Consider the following 26376-nt stretch of genomic DNA (forward strand, 5'->3'; position numbering starts at 1 on the left):
TGCTTGAACGAAGGCTGTGAGGTGAATATATGGGCTATTCAAAAGGTGAGTTAGTTACACGAAAATCATATCAGCATGATTTGTTATTTCGAGTGGCAGCCGTGAAAAATGATGTTGCTAATTTATATGGTGCGGATTTCCGTTTGGAGGCAGATGCTTCAACCAGCGATCTTGTTCGCGTCCAGGCAAGAGAATTGGAAAAAATACGCCAAAAAGGAAAGGAACAAGAAGACTTTTCCTATCGTTTATTCAGACAGGATTATCAATTAATGAAGGAAAAAAGAGAATATCAATCAACAGATGGATATCATCATACATCCGAGTTTTTCCAATTACCTGCAAAGGTACTTCATTTAGATGGTGATCAAACTTATTTACAAAAATGTATCGAATTATATCAGCGAGTTGGTCTGCAGGTTCATGGTGTTCATTTAAATGAAAAAGATATGCCACTGGAGATCGGAGCTTTGGTGAAAAAAATCCAGCCAGATATTATTGTTATTACAGGACATGATGCTTTTTCTAAAAATAAAGGTAGGAAAGGAGATCTTAACGCATATAGGCATTCTAAGTACTTTGCTGAAACAGTTAGGGAAGCCAGAAGAATCAATCCACATTTGGATCAGCTTGTTATTTTTGCAGGAGCATGCCAATCTCACTTTGAATCACTCATACGCGCTGGAGCCAATTTTGCAAGCTCACCATACAGAATTAATATTCATGCACTGGATCCCGTTTATATTGCAGCAAAAATTGCATACACATCATTTATGGAAAAAGTAAGTGTTTGGGACGCTCTTAGGAATACATTTTCCGGGGAAAAAGGAATGGGCGGTGTGGAAACGAGAGGACTCTTGCGTACAGGTATGCCATATCTGGAGGAGGATTCGGGTGATTAAAAGTATCTTAATCTTGTCTTCGTAACACACGGAAGGCAAGATTTATTTTATTACTTTTGTACAAACTACACATGTATTTAGGATACTTTCGTAAATTTAGTTGCATCTAACTTCGCAGTAGATGTAAAGGAAGACGTATACGCTTAGCTGTTTTTCGCGGGCACGGCTTCTGCCTCGGGCTAACAGGATGTTAGTTATGAAGGCGTTGCAACAGGACGTTGCGTTTTTCGCCTTCCATCTCCTTAAACCCACTCTGCGGGGTTTTCTGACACGTGGTGGGACTGCGATTACTCACCCCACCGAAAACCTTTGTTCTGAGCAGGACAAGGACAGCTTCGACAGCTCGAGGAGGATCATCAGCCGCCCTAAGGTCCGCGAAGTATATTTCTGGAGCGATAATTACGCACCATTCATCACCTCTAATTACGTCGTCTTTTATATCTTTTATAGCAATAATAAAAAACATTTTAGTGGGACGAGAAACCAAATTTCCTATCTTTTATGAAAATAGTAAAGAAATAATACATATTTTGCTAACATTTGCTAATAATAAAATCAAATAAGCAAAATTTAGTGTTGACATGAAAAACGGTATACTGTTATAATATAAAGTTTCATTTGACTATTAAACAAGCTTATGGTATGATAAATACAGTGAGGTGGAGTGTAGTGGCTAAAACATTAATCGAAATTAAGCAAGGTCTTGAAGGTAACGTTGGAAAACGTTTGAAATTAAAAGCTAACGGTGGAAGAAGGAAAACGATTATTCGATCGGGAATATTAGCAGAAATGTATCCTTCTGTTTTTGTTGTTGAGCTGGACCAAGACGAAAATGCATTCGAACGTGTTTCATACAGCTATGCAGACGTATTAACAGAAACTGTAGAATTAAATTTCACGGATGAAAGAACAATAGCAGCAATTCTTGAGCAGTAGACAAGTACATGTCTATTGCTTTTGTTTTGCCTGAAATATCCTTTTTTACATATAAGTAACTGTTTTTTTATATTATAACTCGCACAAACTATAAATGTCGTAAGAACTCATAACAGAAAGGGGTTGTTCTTTCATGGGCAGACGACGTGGGATCATGTCAGACCAATTGAAAGAAGAAATAGCCAAAGAGTTAGGATTTTACGACACTGTACAACAAGAAGGCTGGGGCGGCATCAAAGCAAGAGATGCCGGGAATATGGTGAAACGGGCAATCGAAATAGCCGAGCAGAATATGGATCAAAAAAGCAAACCCTAGTGCGGGTTTGCTTTTTTGTTGTGAGAAGATGTGACCGCACAGTTTTATCGGCCGGAAAGCGGTTATATCATCTGGAGAGCGAATATATCGCCCGGAGAGCTGAATATATCACCCGGAATGTGATTTTATCATCCGCAGTCTAGTTATAGTGTATATCAGCAAAAAAACCGCATCTCTCCAGTCCTTTACTTATGTGTTGGCTTCTTAGCAGTCGCCTTCACCTTTCGATATATGTTACAATTTGTTTATCTTTTTAAGTTCGTGAAAAGTGGGTGACGGTGATGGCACTTTATGAAAAGGCGCCAGCAAAGATAAACTTAGCTTTGGATGTGCTAAGTAAACGTGATGATGGTTATCATAATGTGGAGATGTTAATGACGACCATCGATTTAGCAGATCGTATTGAGCTGTGCTCCTTAGAACAAGACCGGATAAAAATCTCCTTAGAAAGCAGATATGTACCAAGCGATGAACGGAATTTGGCATATAAGGCTGCTTATGCATTTAAAAAGAAGTATGGAATAAACAAAGGTATCCATATAAATATTGAAAAGAATATCCCGGTTTCTGCAGGACTTGGTGGTGGTAGTTCAGATGCTGCTGCTGTATTGCGCGGTTTAAATCGATTATGGTCTTTGAATATACCAATGGATGAATTGGCGGAATTAGGAGCAACTATTGGTTCAGACGTACCCTTTTGTGTATATGGCAATACCGGAATAGCAAAAGGACGTGGAGAAATAGTTGAAAGATTAGCTTCTCCTCCTTCGTGTTGGGTAGTTTTAGCCAAACCTGATATTGGGGTTTCTACAAGAACAATTTTTCAACGAATTAATATAGAAAACTTAACCCATCCAAATACTGCTGAAATTATCGATGCCTTAACGAATAAAGACTTTAAGCAAATGTGTGCCAATATTGGAAATGCACTGGAAGAGATCACGCTTAATGTATATCCGGAAGTACAGCGGATTAAAGATGTCATGAGACAGGCAGGGGCACCAGGCGTTCTTATGAGCGGAAGCGGGCCTACGGTGTATAGTTTAATAGAGCATTATAGTAAAGCGAAACGTATTTATAATGGGATGCGTGGTTTCTGTCAGGAAGTGTATTTGGTTCGTCTTCTGGGCTAGGTATTGCCTAAAAGCAAATAATAATGGTATATTTAAATGTAAATATTCGGTTTTGGGGTGTGGAAATGAAAAGAAGTAATCGATTAGTTGCATTGACGAATTTTTTTATTGAAAATCCATGGGAACATAAACAATTACCACATTTCGTTAAATTATTAAATACAACAAAAGCTTCTATCAGTGAAGATTTGGATATCATAGATTCGGTTTTTCAAAATGAAGGATTAGGCTATTTAAAAAGAGCTACAGGAGCTGCCGGCGGGGTAAAATATATTCCGGAGTTTTCCCGCGGAAAAAGCGAAAAGTTTATCGAAGAACTACGTCAAATGCTTGAGGATCCTGTTCGGATTCTGCCAGGTGGCTATCTCTATATGAGTGACATCTTAGGTGATCCAAAAAAAACCAGAGAAATAGGACGTGTATTTGCATCGGCATTTTCCATGTTGGAGATTGATGTTGTGGTTACCGTGGCTACCAAAGGGATTCCATTGGCATATGCAGTCGCTTCATTTCTTAATGTTCCTGTGGTGATTGTCCGTAGAGACCCTAAAGTAACGGAGGGGTCCTCTGTAAGCATTAATTATGTTTCCGGTTCATCAAGGAGAATTCAATCAATGGTTCTGCCAAAGCGAAGTTTACAGGAAGGTGCCAATGTTTGTATTATTGATGATTTCATGAAAGCCGGTGGAACCATTACAGGTATGATTAATTTATTGGCAGAATTTAATGCAAATGTAAAAGCAATAGGTGTATTGGCTGAAGCAGATGATGAAGAAGAAGAACGCGTTGTCGAAGATTATACTTCATTGGTAAAAATATCAAATGTTGATATAAAACAAAAACATATTGAAGTTAATTCAGGGAACTTTTCCACTGGAGGATAGTGGAATTATGTGATGTTTTTAACGAAAATTCCTTTTTACCCCATTATTTATGAAAATATTTAAATTTTTTTATGATTTAAGCAGGAATTTAAATAGTTTTGTTGAACTATTAAGATAAGTTCAAAAGGGAAAAGGTGGTGAAACATCATGGAAGTAACTGACGTAAGATTACGCCGCGTTAATACAGAGGGAAGAATGCGAGCAATTGCATCGATTACTTTTGATCAGGAATTTGTAGTCCATGATATTCGTGTTATTGACGGGAACAATGGACTATTTGTAGCTATGCCATCCAAACGTACTCCGGATGGTGAATTCAGGGATATTGCACATCCAATAAATTCTGGTACCCGTGCTAAGATCCAGGATGCTGTACTAGAAGAGTACCGCCGCGTAGGTGAAGCCGAAGTGGAATATGAGGAAGCTGGTGCTTCCTAAAGCCCGGGTAACTAAGAAGTCTAATCATTACAATGATTAGACTTCTTTTTTTACACTGATAGGAATGTATATTTCAGGAAATCAGTATAAGTGCATAAGTAATACTTCGAAGCATTTACATCGCAGACGAAAAGTATTTTTCGTTGAACTAAGGCTTTCGCCATTAAGGCTTGGCGATAAGCCAAGTTTTCTAACATATTGATGAAAATATCTGGGGTATTATCAACGTTATAAGCTTCTAACTGTTGAAATCCTTTGTTTTTTGAGATATATTTTATAATGGATAAAACAAATTTTGGAGGTTTCCTTATGACGAAGCGTTATGCTGTCATTTTAGCAGCGGGGCAAGGAACAAGAATGAAATCCAAGCTCTATAAAGTACTTCATCCAGTAGCTGGTCAGCCAATGGTTCAACATGTTATTGATCAAATAAACACAGTACAATTAGATAAAGTCGTTACTGTTGTTGGCTTTGGTGCTGATAAAGTAATAGAACATATAGGGGACGCGAGTGAGTTCGTTACCCAGGAAGAACAATTAGGAACAGGGCATGCTGTATTACAAGCGGAAGACCTGTTGAAAGATAAAGATGGAACAACAATAGTAGTATGTGGTGATACCCCATTAATTACAAGTGATACGTATAAAGCCCTTTTTGACCATCATGAAAAAAGTGGAGCAAAGGCAACAGTTTTAACTGCAAAAGCCCCGAATCCGAGCGGATATGGGCGAGTTATTCGTAATGAATCAAATGAAGTGGAACGAATTGTTGAACAGAAGGATGCCGGTGATGAGGAACTTCTTGTTGATGAGATTAATACAGGCACTTATTGTTTTGATAATCAGGCACTGTTTACAGCATTGCAAAATGTATCAAATGATAATGCACAGGGTGAATATTATTTACCTGATGTTATTGAAATTTTGCGAAAACGATCGAAGAAAGTCGGTGCTTTCCTAACACCGGAATTCGAAGAAACATTAGGAGTTAATGACAGAGTGGCTCTAGCTCAGGCTGAGAAAATTATGAAAAACCGAATTAATGAAAAGCATATGCGTAATGGTGTAGCCATAATTGACCCGGATAATACATATATTCATCCGGATGTTATAATTGAACAAGATGTTGTGATTCATCCAGGAACAATTATAAAAGGCAGTACAACCATCAAAACCAATTCAGAGATCGGTCCACATAGCGAAATTTCAAATTGTTATATTGGTGAGGAAACAGTAATTAAACAAAGTGTTGCAAACGATAGTAAAATTGGCGATCGTGTGAAAATTGGACCGTTTGCTCATGTTCGACCGGAGTCTCATGTTGGCAATGAAGCTAAAATAGGGAACTTTGTGGAAATCAAAAAGACCGTATTAGGCGATAAGAGTAAGATTTCCCATTTAAGTTACATTGGAGATGCACAAGTTGGAAGCAATGTTAATGTCGGTTGTGGTACAATTACAGTGAACTATGATGGAAAAAATAAATATTTAACAACAATTGAAGATGATGCATTCATTGGTTGCAACTCCAATTTAATTGCACCGGTTACAGTAGGCAAAGGTTCTTATATTGCTGCAGGTTCCACTATTACCAAAGATGTACCGGAAGATTCATTATCTATTGCAAGAGCGAGGCAAACGAATAAAGAAGGATATGCAACAAAACTAAAAAACAAACAAAAAGATTAAACGGAGGGTTTTTCTCATGGCATCCAGCTACAAAGATCATTCTTTGAAAGTATTCACATTAAATTCTAACCGGCAATTAGCGGAAGATATAGCGACACATATTGGAACAGATTTAGGTGAATGTACGGTACAGAGGTTTAGTGATGGTGAAATACAGATTAATATTGAAGAGAGCATTCGTGGTTGCGATGTATATGTCGTGCAATCCACATGTTCACCTGTTAATCAGCACATTATGGAATTATTAATTATGATTGATGCATTGAAGCGTGCTTCTGCCAGATCAATAAACATAGTAATGCCATACTATGGATATGCCAGACAAGATAGAAAAGCCCGTTCACGTGAGCCGATCACAGCAAAATTAATAGCAGATTTATTAGAGACTGCAGGAGCAACCCGTGTAATCACATTGGATTTACATGCGCCGCAAATTCAAGGGTTTTTTGATATTCCGATTGACCACTTGCAGGGTGTTCCTATTCTTTCCGATTACTTTGAAGAAAAACGACTTGAAGATGTTATCATTGTTTCACCGGATCATGGCGGGGTTACTCGTGCGCGTAAAATGGCTGACCGCCTGAAAGCACCGATTGGTATTATTGATAAACGCAGACCACGCCCGAATGTAGCAGAGATCATGAATATTGTTGGTAATATTGAAGGGAAGACTGCAATCCTGATTGATGATATAATTGATACAGCCGGGACCATTACACTGGCAGCCAATGCGCTGATTGAAAATGGTGCGAAAGAAGTTTATGCATGCTGTACACACCCGGTACTTTCAGGTCCGGCAATTGAGAGAATCGATAATTCGAAAATCAAGGAGCTGGTTATTACAAATTCCATTCCACTTCCGGAAGAAAAGTATAGTGATAAAATAACAGAATTATCTGTTGCACCACTGATTGGAGAAGCGATCGTTCGAGTACATGAACTGCAATCCGTTAGTATTCTGTTCGATTAAGATAATGTTTAGATAGCTTGTATTCCGGGTATTAATAATAGGAGTGTTTTTACTAACTTTATGAACACATAAATCAAAGAGAAAAACTTACCTAACTAAAAAAGTTTTAAATAATTTGGAGGATGATGAACATGACAGTTAAATTAAAAGCAACAACAAGAGAAGATCTTACAAAATCTGCAACAAAGGAAATTAGGAATAGTGGGAGAGTACCCGCTGTTATTTACGGAAAGAAAAAGGATTCTAAATCAATTTCCGTAGATAATATGGAATTAGTAAAAACAGTTCGCGATGAAGGTAGAAACGCAATTATTTCCCTGGATGTTGAAAATGACAGTGCAGTGGATGTGATGCTACATGAATACCAAATTGATCCAATTAAGGATGAGCTTATTCATGTCGACTTTTATGTTGTCAATATGTCTGAGGAAATGGATGTAGAAGTACCACTTCGACTAGAAGGTGAAGCACAAGGTTCAAAAGATGGTGGCGTATTACAGCAGCCATTATATGAGCTGCAGGTTCGTTCGAAACCAGCGAATATCCCTGATGAAATCACAGTAGATGTATCATCATTGGGAATAGGTGATAGTATTGCAATTGCAGACCTGCCTAAAGCAAAAAATTATGAGTTTCTTGAAGATGAAGAAACAACGATTGCAACCGTATTGGCACCAGATACATTAGACGATATTGAAGAAGCGACAGATGAAAATGCAGAGCCTGAATTAGTAGGTGCTAAAAAAGATTCTGATGAAGAATAATAAGCAAGTAAATAATAAAAATATATAATAGTATATCCCCTCCTTTAAGATAGTTGAAGAATAAAACAATTCTTATTGAGGGGATTGTTCTATTGAAACTGAACGAAGGCAGGCTGGCATAATAGTAACTCCACTTAATGAAGGTCCTCTTTAGCTAAAAGTATAAATAAAAGGAAGAAGTAAACATGAAATGTATAGTTGGGTTAGGAAACCCTGGAAGAAAATATAAAGATACGCGTCATAATGTTGGGTTTATGGTCATAGATGAATTATTACAACGCCACCAATGGGAATTGAATAAAAAGAAATTCAGTGGTAAATATGCAATGGAACATATTTCTATGGAAAAGGTTATTTTACTTAAGCCACAAACGTTTATGAACCTTTCCGGTGAATCAATCCGACCATTAATGGATTATTATAATATAGCTGTAGAAGATGTGCTTGTTATTTATGATGATCTGGATCTTCCAACAGGGAAGATTCGTTTACGGCAAAAAGGCGGTCATGGTGGCCATAATGGGATAAGATCAACAATTGATCATTTAGGTACAAAGGAATTTAAACGTATGCGTATCGGTGTTGGCAGGCCAACTACACCAATCCCTGTTGTTGACTATGTTCTTGCATCCTTTTCAAAGGAACAACAGGAAGATGTGATAATGAGTATTAAGCAATCAGCAGATGCCTGCGAGTACTGGCTGCAAAATTCCTTTCTGGAAGTTATGAATGAATATAATAATTAAGGCTGCTTTCTAAAAGATTGGGACTACGCACTGCTATCCCACCCTAGTAAATTGTTGTTTTTGTCACAAAAGATGTAAAGTGCGAGTAACTAGAGATGATGACTGGTGCGTTATTACCGCTCCAGAAATATACTTCGCTTTTCGCGGGCGGCTGTTGAGCCTCCTCGTGCTACGCACTGCGAGGTCTCACCGAGGCCTTTCCTCCCGCAGGAGTCTTCGTATATTTCTTCCGCTGGTATTGTACTTGTTAACTTCAAAGGTAACTTATCACTTTTTGATTCAAACAATTGCTATCTACATTTATGAAGGTTATTTGGAGCGGAGGATCGTTGACTCCTGCGGGAAAAGCACGTGTCTAAAGACCCCGCAGAGTGGGTTTCTCGAGGAGGCTGAAGCCGTGCCCGCGGAAAGCAACGATCCGCAGCGGAAAATAACCTAGCAGATACATCGCAGTTTCTACCCGGCACTTTAAAGGGCAAAAAAACTTACTAAAAAGGGTCATAGTTAATATACATATTTTGAAGGTAGTACTTTAATTTATATGTTTGCCTGTTTGTATAACTTAATTACTTTTCGGATAAACTTTAGAATACAACCTGGTTTTATTCGAGGAGGGTTTTGTATGTCTATTGTCTATAAATGCAGACATTGTGGGCATGTTATTGGAAAGCTGGAACAACAAGTTGTTGATACATCCATGTTGGGATTGGATCAATTAACAGTAAAGGAAAAAGAAGAGATGATAAAGTACCAGAATAATGGTGATGTTCAGATTCAGGCAATTTGCGAAAACTGTGAAGAAACGCTGGGGCAACATCCACACTACCATGAACTGGAATTTTTTATACAATAGAATAGCGATAAAAGCTTTGGTGTGGCAGCCAAGGCATTTTTGCGCTTAATGTTCGCAATTTTAAGCGGGGGTTTAAACATGAAAGGTATTAATAATTATTTACAATCAAAGGAAGATATACAATCCATTCTCACTGGAATTTCCAGTGGGATGAAGGAGCAAATGGTAGCTGGACTTTCCGGTTCTGCAAGGAGCCTGCTTGTCTCTATTATTAATGAGGCGATGAATAAACCGGTTCTTCTCATTACACATCAGTTAGTACAAGCTCAGCAGTTGTATGATGATCTATCAGAATTCATAGGCGAAAAGGATGTTCATCTATACCCTGTTAATGAACTGATAGCCTCTGAAATTGCAATTGCCAGCCCTGAGCTGAGGAGTCAGCGGATTGAATCCTTAACAGCGTGGTCCAAAAAGAAATCGGGAATTTTGATCGCTCCAGTTGCAGCATTAAAAAGGATTTTACCTCCGCCGGATTATTGGAGTAAATACCAATTAAGATTTACGTTCGAAGAAGAAATTGATATTGATCAATACTTATCATCTTTAATTGATATGGGGTATGAACGTGCTTCCATGGTAACAACTCCAGGGGAATTTAGCAGACGTGGTGGAATAATAGATATTTATCCAATAACTGAAGAGCATCCGATACGTATTGAATTATTTGATGAAGAAATAGATTCAATACGTTATTTTGATGCAGAGACACAGCGGTCTTTGGATAAAATAAAAGACATACTGGTAGGACCTGCGACGGAGCTGTTGTTAACAGAAGGGGATATTCTTTCGGCAGCAGGGCGTATGGAAGAAGCATTGGCTGACACATTGAAGAAAATGAAGGCATCTGAAGAAAAAGAAAAGCTGGTCGAAGTCATGGAATATGATATTGGCCGTATGAAAAATTTGGAACATTTTCAGGAAATGTATAAGCATATTGGTTTCCTTTATAAAAATCCTGCTAGTTTATTAGATTACTTGCCATCAAATGGTTTAATTATTTTAGATGAAATGAGTAGAATTCAAGAAACAGCAACCAATTTGGATACAGAAGAAGCGGAGTGGTATACGAGTCTTTTGGAATCTAATCAAATGGTAAAAAACAGTAGATTTTCATTTGGCTGGGGTCATATTTTGGATAATATGCAGCAGCAACGTCTTTATATGTCTGTATTTTTACGACATATTCCGAATACACAACCACAAAATATTATCGATCTTTCCACAAGAGCCATGCAGGAGTTCCATGGGCAAATGCATCTATTTAAGAATGAGTTAATTCGCTGGGAGAAAGGTGATTTTTCGGTTGTCGTTTTAGCACCAAATAAAAAACGGGCGGAGAAAATTCATTCTATCTTTTTGGATTATGATATTGAAGCTGCAATTACAAAAGATATAGAGCTGCCTGTGGGTAAGCCAACAATCACGGTGGGAAACATCAATAATGGGATTGAGCTGCCACTGCATAAACTGGTGCTGATTACGGAAAATGAACTTTTTAAGAAGCGAACCAAGCGTCCGGGAAGAAAGCAGAAAATTACCAATGCAGAACGAATTAAAAACTACCAGGAACTAAAAATAGGTGATTATGTTGTTCATGCAAACCACGGAGTCGGTAAGTATTTAGGTATTGAAACACTCGTAGTTAAGGATATGCATAAAGATTATATGCTAATCAAATATTCAGGTGATGATAAGCTATTTGTTCCAATCGACCAGATGGATTTAGTACAAAAATTTGTCGGTTCAGAAGGAAAAGAGCCAAAGCTATATAAATTAGGCGGGACGGAATGGACAAAAGTAAAACGAAAAGTCCAATCATCCGTTGAGGATATTGCTGATGACTTAATTAAATTATATGCGGAGCGGGAAGCCAAAAAAGGATACGCATTTTCCGAGGATACAGAAATGCAGCGGGAATTTGAAGCTTCTTTTGCCTACCAGGAAACGGAGGATCAACTTCGCTGTATTGAAGAGATCAAGCAGGATATGGAGAGAGAACGTCCAATGGATCGACTGCTTTGTGGAGATGTTGGCTATGGTAAAACAGAAGTTGCAATACGTGCAGCATTTAAAGCTATTGCTGATGGAAAACAGGTCGCTATTTTAGTACCAACTACAATTTTGGCACAGCAGCATTATGAAACAATACGGGAGCGATTTCAGGATCACGCCATTAATATTGGTTTACTTAGCAGATTCCGTACGAGAAAACAACAAAAGGAAACCCTCGAAGGTATAAATAAAGGTACGGTTGATATTGTTATCGGTACACATCGAATATTATCCAAGGATGTGGATTACCGTGATTTAGGCTTACTAGTTGTTGATGAAGAACAGCGTTTTGGTGTTAAACATAAAGAGAAAATTAAGCAGCTGAAAACAAATGTGGATGTATTAACGCTAACTGCAACACCTATTCCAAGAACATTGCATATGTCAATGCTTGGCGTGCGTGATCTATCAGTTATTGAAACACCACCGGAAAATCGTTTTCCAATTCAAACCTATGTAATGGAATATAATCCTATCCTGATACGTGAATCCATTGAGAGGGAAATGGCACGTGGTGGACAGGTGTTTTTCCTATATAACAGGGTAGAGAATATTGATAAGGTTGCCCGTGATCTTGGCATGCTTGTGGATGATGCCAAGATTGCAGTTGCACATGGACAAATGAATGAAGCAGAATTGGAAAATGTGATATTTGCCTTTTTGGAAGGGGAATATGACGTATTAGTAAGTACAACAATAATTGAAACAGGTGTAGATATCCCAAATGTAAACACATTAATTGTAAATGATGCGGATCGTATGGGCCTGAGTCAGCTGTATCAGTTAAGAGGTAGAGTCGGCCGTTCAAACCGTGTAGCATATGCATATTTCACCTACCAAAGAGATAAAGTATTGACAGAGGTTGCAGAAAAACGACTCCAGGCAATTAAGGAATTTACTGAACTTGGGTCAGGCTTTAAAATCGCGATGCGTGATTTATCGATACGTGGTACAGGGAATTTACTTGGAGCACAACAACACGGCTTTATTGAGTCTGTCGGATTTGATATGTATTCCCAAATGCTGAAGGATGCAATTGATGCTCGCAAGGCTGGGAAGGATCTGGAGGATATTACACCATTTGAACCGGAGCTTACATTAAATATTGATGCATATATTCCGGAATCCTATATAAAAGATGAAAAACAAAAGGTTGATATATATAAACAGTTTCAAGCCATTATGTCGTCCGATGATTTGACGGATTTAAAAGATGAACTCATGGACCGCTTTGGTGATTACCCGGTGGAAGTGGAAAATTTATTTACAGTATCCTCCCTGAAAATGTATGCCAAAAAGGAACGGGTTGAATCGATTACTGAAAAAGATAAAAAAATTGTTTTACTTGTAGACGAGAACCGCAGCCAACAGATTGATGGCTCCAAGCTTTTTGATCTGGCAAATGATTTTGGCAGAAGTGTTCAACTGGGTACAGACAACAGTAAATTAAAAGTAACCTTTAAATGGTCAAATGAAACAAAGCACAATCGCTATCAAACAGTGGAGAATTTTATGGAAGAGATGGCTAAAGTAGATCGAAATGGGTGAGTTGGCGGGCTGCTTTTCCCAGTCTTCGATTACAGAAAGAGGGAAACCTAAAAGTGAGTTCCTCCACCCTATCTGTTAATTTACGGAAAAAATTTAGCAGTAAATGTATAGTTCCCTTGAGATGAATCATACTAAAAACACAGCTGTTGATTTTTACACTTTTAGAAAGTATTAGAAAGTGTCATACATCAAGAACAATCATCATTAGAAAGTGAGGCTACTTAGTATGAAAGCAACAGGAATTGTACGTCGTATTGATGATCTGGGTAGAGTTGTGATCCCAAAGGAAATTAGAAGGACATTGCGTATCCGTGAAGGAGATCCACTAGAGATTTTTGTAGATAGAGAAGGGGAAGTAATCTTAAAAAAATATTCGCCAATTAATGAGTTGGGGCATTTTGCCAGGGAATATGCTGAAGCATTATTTGATTCGCTGCAGTCTCCGGTTTTAATATGTGACCGGGATGAGATAATTACAGTCGCAGGGGAGTCAAAAAAAGATTACTTAAACAAAAATATCAGTTCGAAATTGACGAAGACAATAGAAAATCGCACACAGGTATTTGAAACAGAATCTGCAAATATAGAAATCATTGATGGAAATGAAGAAGAATTAGAATCTTACTGTATTAGTCCAATCATTGCCAATGGAGATCCAATCGGTTGTGTAATGATATTTTCCAAAGAAAAGGAAAAGTTAAGTAATGTGGAACAAAAAGCGGTTGAAACAGCCGCAGTGTTTTTAGCAAAGCAGATGGAATAATACGTTAAATCAGACAAAAACCAGGTAAGCACTGGTTTTTGTCTTTTTTTAGATTGTATCGTAAGTTTTATAATACTTTTTCTCACGGAAAAATAATGCTGCTGGGGTTTTCCTTGTTCTGAGGTATCTTCTATCGGACAGTTCGAGCTTGGTTTTAAGTAGTATTGTCCTTTGAGATGGGTCGTCATGTACAATACTCACCTAATTTCTAGCTGTATTGTCCTTGAGAGTAGGTATCACGGACATTTCTTATGAGATTTCTAGCTGTATTGTCCTTGAGAGTAGGTATCACGGACATTTCTCATGAGATTTCTAGCTGTATTGTCCTTGAGAGTAGGTATCACGGACATTTCTCATGAGATTTCTAGCTGTTCTGTCCTTGATAGAAGGTCTAAACTCCCTCGGCCGTTCGAACATACCTTCATCTATGCTATAATAAAGTAAAATTTTCGTTATACAAAAGGGCGTTTAACATGGTTGGAAATGAAACAAATAAGTTAGTAAAGGGTGCCTTACTATTAACATTAGCTGGCCTCATTAGTAAAGTTCTGAGCGCTGGTTACCGAATTCCTCTGCAGAATTTAACAGGAGATATAGGCTTTTATATTTATCAGCAGGTGTATCCAATTCTCGGGATTGCGATGATTCTTGCCTTATATGGATTTCCATCTGCCATATCAAAAATGACAATAGAGCTGAAGGAAAAGGGGGAAAGTATTTCCTTAAAAGGCTTTTTTATTCCGATATTTTTAATATTGCTTGCAGTAAATGGGGCTATATTTCTTTTTCTTTTTTTAAATGCGGAATCTCTTGCGCTTTGGGTTGGCGATGTTAATTTGACGCACACCTATCGATTTGCTGCATTTACTTTTTTATTAATCCCTTTTACTGCATTGCTAAGAGGTTTTTTTCAAGGGGAGTATGAAATGAAGCCAACTGCATTCTCTCAAGTTGGTGAACAATTTGTTCGTGTATTTATTATTATTTTTGCTGCTGTTTATGTCGTGATAAAAAATCAAAGCTTATATACTATTGGACAGGCTGCTGCGCTTGCTTCTATTGTGGGTGGAGGGACAGCCATCCTGATCCTGGGGCTGTTCTTTGTAAAAAGAAAACCAATAACCGATGAACAATTTGAGATTCCATGGAATTATTATGTTAGAACACTTTTAACACTGGGAATTGTTGCTGCGTTAAATCATATGGTACTACTTGTCATTCAATTTGCTGATGCCTTTACCTTGATCCCAAATTTAATGACATTTGGACTTTCTAAACTGGAAGCAATGGAAGCAAAAGGCGTTTTCGATCGTGGCCAGCCATTGATTCAACTTGGAACAGTGTTGGGTTCATCATTTGCCTTGGCGTTAATTCCTTCTATTTCGAAACAGAAATTAAACCATAACCCCACGCAGTTTTATCAATATATTCGTGGGACCATGCTGTTTAGTTTTTATCTGGCGATCGGTGCAACTGTCGGACTAATAGTTATTTTCCCTGAGGCAAATACTCTATTATACCAAAATGATAAAGGAACAATTAATTTACAAATTATTATTCTCGCTATTTTTCTCTGTTCCATAGCTATAACTGCTTCTTCAATTCTTCAGGGATTAGGTTATATTAAGCGGACGGCGGGATTTATTTTAATCGCTTTTTTTGTGAAATGGATAGGAAATCAAATCATGGTTCCGCTTTTTGGAATAACAGGGGCAGCCATAGCAACTGTATTTAGTCTATTCCTGCTCTGTACCGTTGTTTTATTTGAGTTGAAAAGGAAATTGCCGGATCTGAAATTTTTTCAGCGAATTAATTGGTGGGCACTGATTAAAGCTACGCTGGCAATGGTGATCTATATTTTAATCACAGATTACTTTTTCTCGACTGCTATAGCTCAATCCCGGTTGAATTTACTCGTATATGTTATTGTTATTGCAATAACAGGTGGGCTTATTTACATATTTAGTTTGTTGAAAGGGAGAGCATTTACTGCCCTTGAGTTAAGGATGCTGCCATTTGCTTCATTTTTCATTCGTGTTCATAAAGGGAGGAATATAGATGGGTCATAAAATTGAAATCATCGGCTTAGGTGGCGGAGATATTGATCAATTATCACTAGGTATTTATAAAAAACTAATCAATACAAAAGGTATTGTATACACAAGAACAATGGACCATTCTGTGATTCAGTCACTGAGACTCGAGGATGTCAGCTTTGAATCTTTTGACAAAAATTATGAGGATGAAGATCAATTTGCGACTGTATACCAAAGTATTGTGGAGAAATTACTGGCCAAAGCTGCAAAAGAACCGGTAATTTATACAGTACCTGGTCACCCGATGCTTGCCGAAAAAACAGTACAGCTGTTACTGGAACAAACAGAAATAGAAGTAGAAATTGTAGGTGGACAGAGTTACTTGGATGATTTGTTTACATTATTAAAAATTGATCCAATTGACGGTTTTCAATTTGTTGATGGTACGTCATTTGAACGGAGTCAGCTAAATTATAGTCAGCATATTATTTTTTGTCAGGTATATGATCGTTTTATAGCTTCAGATGTGAAGCTTGCCTTATTAGAGGATCTTCCTGCAGACTATGAAGTAACCATCGTGGAAGCGGCGGGGAGCAAAGATGAGGTAATCACAAGAATACCTTTAGAGGAACTGGATCACTCGTTGGAGGTCAGTAATTTAACAAGTGTATACATCCCGCCTGCTCCAAAGGGATTATTAAATCATACATTTATGCGGTTAAGAGAGGTTATCGCAACACTCAGAGCTCCGAACGGTTGTCCATGGGACCGGGAGCAAACACATGAATCATTGCGTGAATATGCAATTGAAGAGGTATATGAATTAATTGATGCTATTGAGGAAGAGGACGATGAAGGAATTATTGAGGAGCTTGGTGATATTCTCCTGCAAGTAATGCTGCATAGCCAAATTGGCGAAGATGACGGCTATTTCACGGTCGATGATGTTATCCGTTCGATCACGGACAAGATGATCCATCGTCACCAACACGTGTTTGCAGATGTGAATGCAGACACTGTTGAGGATGTTTATAAAAATTGGGATGAGCTGAAGAAAGAGGAAAAAGGGGAGCAGCGTAAATCCGTATTGGATGGTGTCCCTAAACAGCTGCCATCCCTGGCTAAAGCATTTAAATTGCAGAAAAAGGCAGCAAAAGTTGGTTTTGATTGGGACAATGTTGCAGGTATTTGGCAAAAGCTTGACGAAGAGCTTAGTGAAGTAAAGGAAGCAATCGAACAGGATGACAAGCTGGAAATAGAAAAAGAACTCGGTGATGTTCTGTTTGTATTGGCGAATATATCAAGGTATTATAAAATGAACCCGGAAGTGGCATTAAACCTGACAAATCGAAAATTCATTTCGCGTTTTTCTTATATTGAAGAACGTTTAAAAGATCAGAAAAAAGATATCAACCGTACAACATTGGAAGAAATGGATGAGTTGTGGGATCAAGCAAAAGAAAGAGAGTGATTATTCTGAGATTAGATAAGTTTTTAAAAATTTCCCGTTTAATAAAGCGTAGAACTTTAGCTAAGGAAGTTGCAGACCAGGGCAGGATTACAATTAACGGAAATAAGGCGAAAGCATCATCAACCGTTGCAAGAGGAGACGAACTTGTCATCAAATTCGGGCAAAAGCTTGTAACCATTCAAATCAATGATTTGAGAGAAACCGTAAAAAAAGATGAAGCTGAGACGCTGTATAAAGTTATTAAAGAAGAACGAAGCGAATAGTTCTAGACTTGTCCCTCCTTTCATAAAGTAATAATGATAAGGAGGGCTATTAAAATGGATAACTATTATGGAGCAAAAGAAGATGTAACTCGTGTTCAAAATGATCACTTTGTGAAAATGAATAATCGGAAAAGCCTGGAAATATCCGGAGTAAAAGAAGTAGATAGTTTTGATAATGAAGAGTTTTTATTGGAAACACAAATGGGTTATTTGATTGTCCGCGGCCAAAATCTGCAATTGAAAAATCTTGATGTTGGTGAAGGTCTGGTTACGATTAAAGGCAAGATATATGAGCTTTCCTATGTGGACGAGCAACAGCAGGAGAAGGCTAAAGGATTCTTTAGCAAGCTGTTCAGATGACACTCAGTGTACAATTCATAACGATGATTGCCATGGTTTCAAGTGGCTTTTATTTGGGTATAATTAATGATACCTATCGCCGCTTCACCCCCTATTGGAAACAGAAGATAATTTTATCATATGTGATGGAAATCTGTTTTTGGCTTACACAAACACTTCTTTTATTTTATGTTTTATTTCGGGTAAATGGTGGGGAGCTCAGACTTTATGTGTTTGTAGCCTGCTTATTGGGATTTGCCATGTACCAGGTGTTTGCTGCAGGAATTTATAAAAGAATATTAGAGCAAATTATTCTTGTTATTACAGGTATCTATCGCTTTTTTGCAAGACTGGTACAAGCACTTATTATTACACCGATTAAATGGATTTTCATGCTGTTTTTTACAATAGTTTTATGGGTAATCAGATTAGTAGGAATGATCCTTTTATTTATACTTAAGCTCCTATTTGCTCCAATTAAATGGATAGCACAGGTCATTTATCATATGCTTCCAAAAAATATTAAAATAATTTTTCACAAATTAGCAGGATTTTATAGTACAATAAAGAATATATGGTATAAATGGATGAAGTATATTACGTTTAAAAGGAGGTAATGGCTTTTGTCGATGAAGGAAAGAACGGTAACAAGATTAGATTCGAATTACATGCAGCAGTATGATGTGTACCTAGAAAGACAGAAGAGAAAAAAGCAACGATTAATTCGCCGTCTTGTGTTATTTTCTATGATAGTAGTGATTACTATTGGAGCGATGACTGCATACCACGTTAAACAGCGTGTACTTCAATCAGAAAAAGAAGAGCAATATCAGCAGCTGGAAGAAGAATTAGCTTCATTACAGCATCAGGAAACTAATCTGAAAGAGGAAATAGAGTTATTAAATAACGAAGAGTACATTTTAGAAATAGCACGTACGAACTATTTTCTGTCAAAAGAAGGAGAATTAATATTTAAAATCCCAGAAGAGGATCCCTTATATTGACACACTTTCATAAGCTTAGCTATAATATAATAGTACTATATATTTAATCTTTTAAGGAGGAGCATTTTTTTTATGTCAATCGAAGTAGGCAGCAAGCTGCAGGGAAAGGTAACAGGTATCACTAATTTTGGGGCTTTTGTTGAGCTAGGAGAAGGCAAAACCGGCCTTGTCCATATTAGTGAGGTTGCCGACAACTATGTAAAAGACATTAACGAACACCTTAGCGTTGGTGACGAGATAACGGTAAAAGTAATTAATGTCGAAAAGGATGGCAAGATTGGTTTGTCCATCAAAAAGGCGAAGGATAGACCAAAACGCCCGCAAAGAGATACTCGTGAGCGTACGGAAACATTTGAATCAAAAATGAACCGTTTCCTCAAAGACTCTGAAGACCGTTTAGCCTCTTTAAAGAAGCACACGGAATCCAGACGTGGAGGTCGAGGTGCTAAAAGAGGATAGCTACTGCTGTCTATAGACAATGCTCTATATTATAAATTCAAAAACAGATACCAGCATGTTGTGTGGTATCTGTTTTTTTATTTTAAGATAAATAAAAAGGTCTGCAAAAGTATTTATATACTCTTACAGACCTTTTTATAATTGATAGCGGCAGAGGGGATCGAACCCACGACCTCACGGGTATGAACCGTACGCTCTCGCCAGCTGAGCTACGCCGCCAAAATAAGTCAACAGAAAATATCATACAACAGAGTTTGGTTTGTGTCAATAAGGGATTTCAAAAAAGATTTCAAAGTTCACCGGTTACGGGAACTGGACAAGCGTATTAAACGTCGTATTTGATGTAAAAGACGACACAGTGAAAAATCATTTGCAAACGCTGGTTGAGAGCAGGGATTCGCTACGGAAACACATTTCGCGGACCTTAGGGCGGCTGGTGAGCCTCCGTGTACGCACTACGGGGTCTCACCTATGCCTTTCCTCCCGCAGGAGTCTCCATGTGTTTCCTCCGCTGGAATTCCGGTTACTGCCGATGAACTGTATTAGTAATTAATATTCAAAACATCAAACCACCTCACCAGTTCGGGTGAGCGAAGGGCGGTGACTCCCGCGGGAATAGCACGTGTCCGAAGACCCCGCAGAGTGGTTTTCTCGAGGAGGCTGAGGCCGTGCCCTAAGGATGCGCATCCGCCCAGAGCGATCCCGAACGGCGTTTATAGCAAATACTTATAGCAAACAGTAGTTACGTCGCACTTTATATCTTCTGTGACAAAAACTATAAATCTTTTCAGTGCGAAGAGTAATCGTAGTCCCACGTTTTTATAAAACGAACTAATTTTTAACAGAGAAAATGTTAATTAATGGATTTTGAGTAAATGCTTATTTTCGGCAGAACATCATTGAATTCGGCAAACAATGGCATCTAATTTGCTGAGAATAAAATTGGCCTTTTTAATATACCCATACATCATTAGTATTCTGAAAAATTGGAATACACTTGTTCGTGTTGAAATCTACTTTTTAACTTAGAAAGCCGTCGAACGATTTATTGAACACGCTCTGTTGTTTTGACAAAAAAAGAATGCATACTATGGTTTACTATTTAGAAAGACGGGAGTGGTTTATATATGATGGATTCAATACCAGGAAAGGAGTCTAAAGCATTTGGGCAGGGGAGGGAAAACCAAATGGACAGGCTTCGAAAAAGAGTGAATTTAACAGTAAAATCAATCCTCCTCGATAAAGGATGGCTGTTTTATATTGTAGGATTTTTATTAGGACGAGCTGTCATTCTTTCCGTGGTTTCTCCTTTTGCTGTAGCATTTCTCGCAACGATGTGGTTCGTACATAGGGACAAGACGGCAAAGTCGATGCTTGCTGTCCTGGCCGGAGCTCTTAGTTACTCGGTAAATCATAGTATCTTTCTTGCATTAGCAATGATTGTATTTATTTTTTTAGCTGGTTTGTTCAAAAAAACAAATAATCAACAAATCACTATACCGTTATTTGTTTTTATATCAACTGTTGCACCACGGCTATTTCTGTATTCGATAAGTAATCAGCTGTCCTCGTATGAATGGATGCTACTAATTGTTGAAGGGGTACTAGGAACTGTCCTGGTATTGATCTTTATGCAAAGCATCCCTCTATTATCACCTAAAAGATATAAACCTACATTAAAAAACGAAGAAATTGTCTGTATGATAATTTTAATTGCCTCCATATTAACGGGAACAATTGGCTGGCAAATCTATGATGCCTCTGTGGAGCAGGTTTTATCACGTTATTTTGTATTAATACTTTCATTTGTGGGTGGTGCTGCCATCGGTTCAACGGTAGGGGTTGTGGCAGGTTTGATTTTATCTCTGGCAAATGTAGCGAATCTCTACCAAATGAGCCTGCTCGCCTTTTCCGGATTATTGGGTGGATTGCTAAAAGAAGGGAAGAAGCCGGGGGTTGCTGTCGGGTTGTTGGTTGGGACATTTTTAATCGGTATATACGGTAATGCTGCTACTTTGGTTCCTTCCATTATTGAATCTATCATTGCGATTGCTTTCTTTATTCTGACTCCAACAAGCTGGTTTAAAAAGATTTCCCGCTATATCCCCGGAACAGAAGAACACACAACGGAGCAGGAGCAATATTTGCAGAAGGTACGTAATGTTACAGCTAAACGAGTGGAACAATTTTCAAATGTGTTTGAAGCACTATCGAAAAGCTTTGCTACCTCGGATGAATATGTTCAGGATGAGGATGAAGCTAAACGGGAAACCGATTATTTCTTAAGCCAGGTAACAGAGAAAACATGTCAAACCTGCTTTATGAAAGACCGTTGCTGGGATAGGCAATTTGATAAGACCTATTCGTTGATGGAAGAAATGAAGGGTGATCTCACAGATGGCCATGAACCAAATCGAAAGGTTGCCCGTGAATTTGAAAACCATTGTGTGAAATCGAAAAAAGTTGTTGATGCAATGAAGGAAGAAATGTCCTTTTTTGAAGCTAATCGTAAATTAAAACAGCAGGTGATGGAAAGTAAACGTTTGGTAGCGGATCAGTTACAAGGGGTATCCGAAGTTATGGAAGATTTCGCCCAGGAAATTTTAAAAGAAAGGCAACATCATGAGCAACAGGAAATACAGATTATACATGCATTAAAGCATATGGGCATTGATTTGGAGAAACTGGATATTTATCGATTGGAAAAAGGGAATGTCGATATTGAGATGACAGCATCATTTTATAGCTATCATGGAGAAGGATCAAAATTAATTGCACCAGTATTATCTGATATTTTAAATGAAATGATTATCGTTAAACAGGAAGAAATTTCACCATTTCCAAATGGGTATTGTCATCTATCCTTTGGTTCGGCCAAAGAGTTTGTTGTAGAAACAGGGGCTGCCAATGCTGCAAAAGGTGGTGGCCTAATTTCAGGTGATAGCTATACAACAATTGAGCTTGGAGCAGGAAAATATGCCATGGCAATTAGTGATGGAATGGGAAACGGGAAACGTGCGAAGGAAGAAAGTGTGGAGACACTCCGATTATTGCAGCAAATTCTACAAACAGGTATACCTGAAAAAGTAGCGATCAAATCTATCAATTCGATACTGGCTTTACGGTCAACAGATGAAATGTTCGCAACACTTGATCTTGCAGTAATTGATTTACACAATGCATTTGTGAGGTTTTTAAAAATTGGATCAACACCCAGCTTTATTAAACGAGGTAACCAGATGCTGAATGTGGAGGCGAGTAATTTGCCAATGGGCATTATTCAGGAATTTGATGTAGATATCGTTAGTGAGCAATTGATGTCAGAGGATCTGCTAGTTATGATGAGTGATGGTATTTTTGAAGGACCAAAGCATGTGGAAAATACAGAAATGTGGGTAAAAAGAAAACTCCGTGAAATGAAGACAGAGGATCCACAGGAAATAGCAGATCTTTTACTGGAAGAAGTGATTCGCACAAGATCTGGAGAGATTGAAGATGACATGACTGTACTCGTTGCAAAATTGACGAAGAATAATCCGAAATGGGCGACAGTACCTATTTATCGGGATAAAGCGAATTGAACTAATTTTCCTGTCGTGATTGAAAAGCGTTGCAGCTTCACGTATACTCCTTCCATATTCTGGCGATGATGTTACTGAAAGTAGTTGGGAGGTAATGGTGTGAAGAAAGGTACGTTGAAACAGATCTTATTGATAACAGATGGCTGCTCGAATAAGGGGGAGGATCCTGCTGCAACTGCAGCTTTGGCAAATCAGCAGGGGATAACTGTAAATGTAATTGGAATTTTAGATGATGATCAGACGGAAGATCCCCAAGGCCTGGAAGAGGTAGAGGAAATAGCACTATCCGGGGGTGGTGTGAGTCAATTGGTTTATAAGCAATCACTATCCCAGACCGTTCAAATGGTGACGAAACAGGCGATGACACAAACCTTGCAAGGCTTTGTCAATAAGGAATTAAAGCAAATTCTGGGTTCCAATCAGTCACTCGAGGATCTCGAGCCTGAAAAACGTGGTGAAATTATGGAAGTGGTTGAAGATATGGGTGAAACATGTGACTTGGAGGTCCTTGTTCTAGTAGATACGAGTGCAAGTATGCATGATAAACTTCCAACAGTGAAAGAAGCATTGATTGATCTCTCCATAAGCTTGAATGCTCGAATTGGCAGAAATCGTTTTTGTATTTTTAATTTTCCTGGTAAGCGGAAAGATATTCAAAAGGTATTTGACTGGTCCCCCAAGTTGGACGAGGTCTCGACAATTTTTCCCGAGCTGACGAGTGGTGGTATTACTCCAACAGGGCCGGCGATTCGCGGGGCAATGTATCAATTTGGAAAGAATTACCTAAGGAGCTTTAAAGATGAAGATGAACCAGGAATGGAAGAAGCATGGAATTGAATTAAGACCAGGGATGCGCATTAAGGGTAAATGGCATAAGAAAAGCTATGTTATTAAGAGGAAACTTGGCTCAGGTGCGATTGGGGCTGTTTATCTATGTGAATTAAATGGCAAACAGGCAGCATTAAAAATTAGTGATAAAGGAACATCAATGACGGTGGAAGTCAATGTGTTGAAGTCCCTGAAAAAGGTCCAAGGAAATCGTCTTGGACCTTATTTATTAGATGTAGATGATTGGATATCACCACATGGCACAATCTATTCCTTTTATGTCATGGAATATTTGCGTGGGGAGACAATGACTTCTTTTATTAATCATCATGGCAGGGAATGGATTGGGGTATTCATGCTGCAGCTGCTTGAGGATTTAGAGCGACTGCATCATTCCGGTTGGGTTTTTGGAGATTTGAAAACAGAGAATCTGCTTATACTTCATTCGCCACCGAGAATACGCTGGGTCGATGTTGGCGGAACTACACAGATTGGCAGGGCAATCAAAGAATATACCGAATTCTATGATCGTGGATACTGGGGTCTGGGATCAAGAAGAGCTGAACCGAGCTATGATCTATTTGCATTTGTTATGGTGTTTTTACATGTATATTATCCGAAACGCTTTGAAAAAAGCATCCAGTCTGAAAAAACAATTTTTAAAAAGATTGATGATGTAAAGTCTTTATCTCCTTATAGTTATTTATTGAAAAAAGCGATACTAGGAAAGTATCAGTCTAGTTATCAAATGAAACAAGAGCTCATCGATGTCTTGTATCGTGTACAAAACAGGAGGCGATCGAAAAATAAGAAAAAAAGAAAAAATACAGCTCCTTTTATCGTAGAGGCAGGAGGAATTACGATATTGGCTGTAAGTTATTACCTTTTTTCTCTACTTTTATAGGGAAAGTAGTTATAATAGGGATAAAGCTTTTGGTGGACGTGCGCTTATTTTATTAAAATTATCTCAAGGATGGGCCTATATGGAAAATATGGTTAAATCATTTATAAAAAAACATTATTTATTAACAAGAAATGCGACAGTACTAATCGGTGTTTCCGGTGGCCCGGATTCAATGGCCCTGCTGCATTTTCTCTATACCATTCGTAATAAGTGGAACTTAAATGTTATTGCCCTTTCTGTAGATCATCAATTAAGAGGAGAAGAGTCGAAAGCTGATTTATATTATGTAAAGGAGGTATGCGAGCAGTGGGGGATAGAGTTTAGGGGAACTTCTCTGGACGTTCCGCTGTATAAACAAAAGAAGCAGGTAAGTACAGAGCTTGCTGCCAGAGAACTCCGCTATCAATTTTATGCTGAGCAGATGGAGGAATTTCAAGCAGATTATTTGGCGCTCGGGCACCATGGTGATGATCAGGTTGAAACAATGCTGATGAGTTTGGTTCGGTCAGCTAGTTCCAGTGCCTTATCAGGTATACCTGTGAAACGTGAATTCTCCACAGGAAATCTAATTCGTCCGTTATTATGTGTGACGAAAAAGGATTTGGAAATGTATTGTCAGGATAATAAAATTAATCCCAGAATTGATTCTTCAAATAATGAAACAGAATTCACAAGGAACTTTTTCAGAAATAATATAATTCCATTAATAAAGGAAAAAAATAATAATATACATACAACAATACAACATATGAGTGAAACTATTCACGAGGATGAACAATTTTTACATAATGAAGCTTTGGCCATGTTCAGGAACATTATTGAATTTGACTATGAAAGCAGTATTGCATCGTTTGAAATTGATGTGTTTAAAAGACATGCATATGCTTTACAAAGACGGGTCTTTCATCTAATATTAAACTATCTATATGATGAATTACCCAAGGATCTATCTTACGTACATGAGGAACAATTTTTTTCTATGCTGCAAAAGGACAAAGGTAACGTCCAGATTGATTTCCCGCATCATTTAAAATTGGAGAGATCTTATAATAAGCTGGTATTTTACTTCACTAATCTTCATTCAGAAAACCCTTTTTATCACTTTACATTGGATATTCCAGGGACATTAAAATTGCCGGACGGTTCATCGGTTACAGGTGACATTGTTAACCATTATAAAAAGCAGGATCGTTTTTCTTATTTTTGTAATACAGGTCAAATAGCTTTACCATTACATATTAGAACACGTCGGTCAGGGGATAGAATGAGTTGGAGGGGTCTGAATGGCAGCAAAAAATTAAAAGATATTTTTATTGATGCTAAAATTCCAAAAAAAGAGAGAGATAATTGGCCGATTTTAGTCGATAATAATGGAGAGATTCTATGGCTTATTGGATTAAAAAAAGGACAACCTCAAAAGCAGTCAAAATACACATCCTATATTCAATTAGTTTACACGGAAAATAACGTGTAAACTAATAAGGAATAAGTTATCTA

25 protein-coding genes and 1 tRNA gene are annotated in these 26376 nt (G+C 38.0%); 25 read left to right on the forward strand and 1 reads right to left on the reverse strand.

The annotated features are described in order from the left end of the window. Window positions 1–29 precede the first annotated feature (29 nt). From yabG to CIL05_RS16745, 21 genes are all read left to right on the forward strand, one after another. On the forward strand, window positions 30–899 hold the full coding sequence (gene yabG, locus CIL05_RS16645; RefSeq protein ID WP_095656669.1) for a sporulation peptidase YabG: 870 nt from the start codon (window positions 30–32) through the stop codon (window positions 897–899). 196 nt (window positions 900–1095) lie between these two features. Beyond that, window positions 1096–1404 (forward strand): hypothetical protein, encoded by a 309-nt coding sequence (locus CIL05_RS21965; protein ID WP_133065306.1) that lies wholly within the window; start codon window positions 1096–1098, stop codon window positions 1402–1404. 164 nt (window positions 1405–1568) lie between these two features. Next, on the forward strand, window positions 1569–1835 hold the full coding sequence (veg, locus tag CIL05_RS16655; RefSeq protein ID WP_095656671.1) for a biofilm formation stimulator Veg: 267 nt from the start codon (window positions 1569–1571) through the stop codon (window positions 1833–1835). A 133-nt stretch (window positions 1836–1968) separates the two neighbouring features. Then, entirely contained in the window at window positions 1969–2151 is a 183-nt protein-coding gene (locus CIL05_RS16660; protein ID WP_095656672.1) for a small, acid-soluble spore protein, alpha/beta type, read from the forward strand. A 281-nt stretch (window positions 2152–2432) separates the two neighbouring features. Further along, entirely contained in the window at window positions 2433–3284 is an 852-nt protein-coding gene (ispE, locus tag CIL05_RS16665; protein WP_095656673.1) for a 4-(cytidine 5'-diphospho)-2-C-methyl-D-erythritol kinase, read from the forward strand. Window positions 3285–3349: 65 nt separating this feature from the next. Then, window positions 3350–4168: a pur operon repressor gene (gene purR / locus CIL05_RS16670; RefSeq protein WP_095656674.1), complete on the forward strand. Its 819-nt coding sequence runs from the start codon at window positions 3350–3352 to the stop codon at window positions 4166–4168. 147 nt (window positions 4169–4315) lie between these two features. Next, a complete protein-coding gene (spoVG, locus tag CIL05_RS16675) occupies window positions 4316–4606 on the forward strand; it encodes a septation regulator SpoVG (protein WP_095656675.1) in 291 nt (96 codons plus the stop codon). A 309-nt stretch (window positions 4607–4915) separates the two neighbouring features. Then, window positions 4916–6295: a bifunctional UDP-N-acetylglucosamine diphosphorylase/glucosamine-1-phosphate N-acetyltransferase GlmU gene (gene glmU / locus CIL05_RS16680; RefSeq protein WP_095656676.1), complete on the forward strand. Its 1380-nt coding sequence runs from the start codon at window positions 4916–4918 to the stop codon at window positions 6293–6295. A gap of 16 nt (window positions 6296–6311) precedes the next feature. Continuing rightward, a complete protein-coding gene (locus tag CIL05_RS16685) occupies window positions 6312–7265 on the forward strand; it encodes a ribose-phosphate diphosphokinase (RefSeq protein WP_095656677.1) in 954 nt (317 codons plus the stop codon). A 131-nt stretch (window positions 7266–7396) separates the two neighbouring features. Further along, the gene (locus CIL05_RS16690; RefSeq protein WP_095656678.1) at window positions 7397–8029 is read left to right on the forward strand and encodes a 50S ribosomal protein L25/general stress protein Ctc; all 633 of its coding nucleotides are present in this window, start codon (window positions 7397–7399) and stop codon (window positions 8027–8029) included. 185 nt (window positions 8030–8214) lie between these two features. After that, a complete protein-coding gene (pth, locus tag CIL05_RS16695; protein ID WP_095656679.1) occupies window positions 8215–8775 on the forward strand; it encodes an aminoacyl-tRNA hydrolase in 561 nt (186 codons plus the stop codon). 622 nt (window positions 8776–9397) lie between these two features. Next, a complete protein-coding gene (gene fin, locus CIL05_RS16700) occupies window positions 9398–9628 on the forward strand; it encodes an anti-sigma-F factor Fin (RefSeq protein WP_095656680.1) in 231 nt (76 codons plus the stop codon). Between the two features lie 78 nt (window positions 9629–9706). Continuing rightward, window positions 9707–13231: a transcription-repair coupling factor gene (gene mfd / locus CIL05_RS16705; RefSeq protein ID WP_095656681.1), complete on the forward strand. Its 3525-nt coding sequence runs from the start codon at window positions 9707–9709 to the stop codon at window positions 13229–13231. Window positions 13232–13457: 226 nt separating this feature from the next. Then, entirely contained in the window at window positions 13458–13994 is a 537-nt protein-coding gene (gene spoVT, locus CIL05_RS16710) for a stage V sporulation protein T (RefSeq protein WP_095656682.1), read from the forward strand. Between the two features lie 473 nt (window positions 13995–14467). Then, the gene (locus CIL05_RS16715) at window positions 14468–16063 is read left to right on the forward strand and encodes a putative polysaccharide biosynthesis protein (RefSeq protein WP_095656683.1); all 1596 of its coding nucleotides are present in this window, start codon (window positions 14468–14470) and stop codon (window positions 16061–16063) included. After that, the gene (yabN, locus tag CIL05_RS16720) at window positions 16053–17501 is read left to right on the forward strand and encodes a bifunctional methyltransferase/pyrophosphohydrolase YabN (protein ID WP_095656684.1); all 1449 of its coding nucleotides are present in this window, start codon (window positions 16053–16055) and stop codon (window positions 17499–17501) included. Before CIL05_RS16715 ends, yabN begins: the two co-directional genes overlap by 11 nt. A 5-nt stretch (window positions 17502–17506) precedes the next feature. Beyond that, window positions 17507–17764 carry an RNA-binding S4 domain-containing protein gene (locus CIL05_RS16725; protein ID WP_095656710.1) on the forward strand — a complete coding sequence of 86 codons (258 nt, stop codon included), beginning with the start codon at window positions 17507–17509 and terminating at the stop codon, window positions 17762–17764. A gap of 54 nt (window positions 17765–17818) precedes the next feature. Then, window positions 17819–18124 (forward strand): sporulation protein YabP, encoded by a 306-nt coding sequence (gene yabP / locus CIL05_RS16730; protein ID WP_095656685.1) that lies wholly within the window; start codon window positions 17819–17821, stop codon window positions 18122–18124. After that, window positions 18121–18720 carry a spore cortex biosynthesis protein YabQ gene (yabQ, locus tag CIL05_RS16735; RefSeq protein WP_095656686.1) on the forward strand — a complete coding sequence of 200 codons (600 nt, stop codon included), beginning with the start codon at window positions 18121–18123 and terminating at the stop codon, window positions 18718–18720. The genes yabP and yabQ overlap by 4 nt, the downstream gene beginning before the upstream one ends. 12 nt (window positions 18721–18732) lie before the next feature. Then, window positions 18733–19107: a septum formation initiator family protein gene (locus CIL05_RS16740; protein WP_439144846.1), complete on the forward strand. Its 375-nt coding sequence runs from the start codon at window positions 18733–18735 to the stop codon at window positions 19105–19107. Window positions 19108–19179: 72 nt separating this feature from the next. Beyond that, window positions 19180–19566: a S1 domain-containing RNA-binding protein gene (locus tag CIL05_RS16745; RefSeq protein ID WP_095656688.1), complete on the forward strand. Its 387-nt coding sequence runs from the start codon at window positions 19180–19182 to the stop codon at window positions 19564–19566. A gap of 145 nt (window positions 19567–19711) precedes the next feature. On the opposite strand, the gene CIL05_RS16750 is transcribed toward CIL05_RS16745, so the two are convergent. Beyond that, a tRNA-Met gene (locus CIL05_RS16750) sits at window positions 19712–19785 on the reverse strand. Window positions 19786–20693: 908 nt separating this feature from the next. Between CIL05_RS16750 and spoIIE the strand changes: the two genes are divergently transcribed. The 4 genes from spoIIE to tilS all read left to right on the forward strand — a co-directional run bounded on the left by spoIIE (window position 20694) and on the right by tilS (window position 26353). Next, the gene (gene spoIIE, locus CIL05_RS16755) at window positions 20694–23147 is read left to right on the forward strand and encodes a stage II sporulation protein E (protein ID WP_095656689.1); all 2454 of its coding nucleotides are present in this window, start codon (window positions 20694–20696) and stop codon (window positions 23145–23147) included. Between the two features lie 99 nt (window positions 23148–23246). Then, complete coding sequence (locus CIL05_RS16760; protein WP_095656690.1) at window positions 23247–23984, forward strand: VWA domain-containing protein; 738 nt, start codon at window positions 23247–23249, stop codon at window positions 23982–23984. Next, window positions 23947–24879, forward strand: a complete 933-nt coding sequence (prkT, locus tag CIL05_RS16765; protein WP_095656691.1) for a serine/threonine protein kinase PrkT — start codon at window positions 23947–23949, stop codon at window positions 24877–24879. The genes CIL05_RS16760 and prkT overlap by 38 nt, the downstream gene beginning before the upstream one ends. 79 nt (window positions 24880–24958) lie before the next feature. Continuing rightward, window positions 24959–26353, forward strand: a complete 1395-nt coding sequence (gene tilS / locus CIL05_RS16770; RefSeq protein ID WP_095656692.1) for a tRNA lysidine(34) synthetase TilS — start codon at window positions 24959–24961, stop codon at window positions 26351–26353. Window positions 26354–26376: the final 23 nt, after the last annotated feature.

The sequence above is a fragment of the Virgibacillus profundi genome, assembly GCF_002287375.1.
In the GTDB taxonomy this organism is placed as follows: Bacteria; Bacillota; Bacilli; order Bacillales; family Amphibacillaceae; genus Virgibacillus_K; species Virgibacillus_K profundi.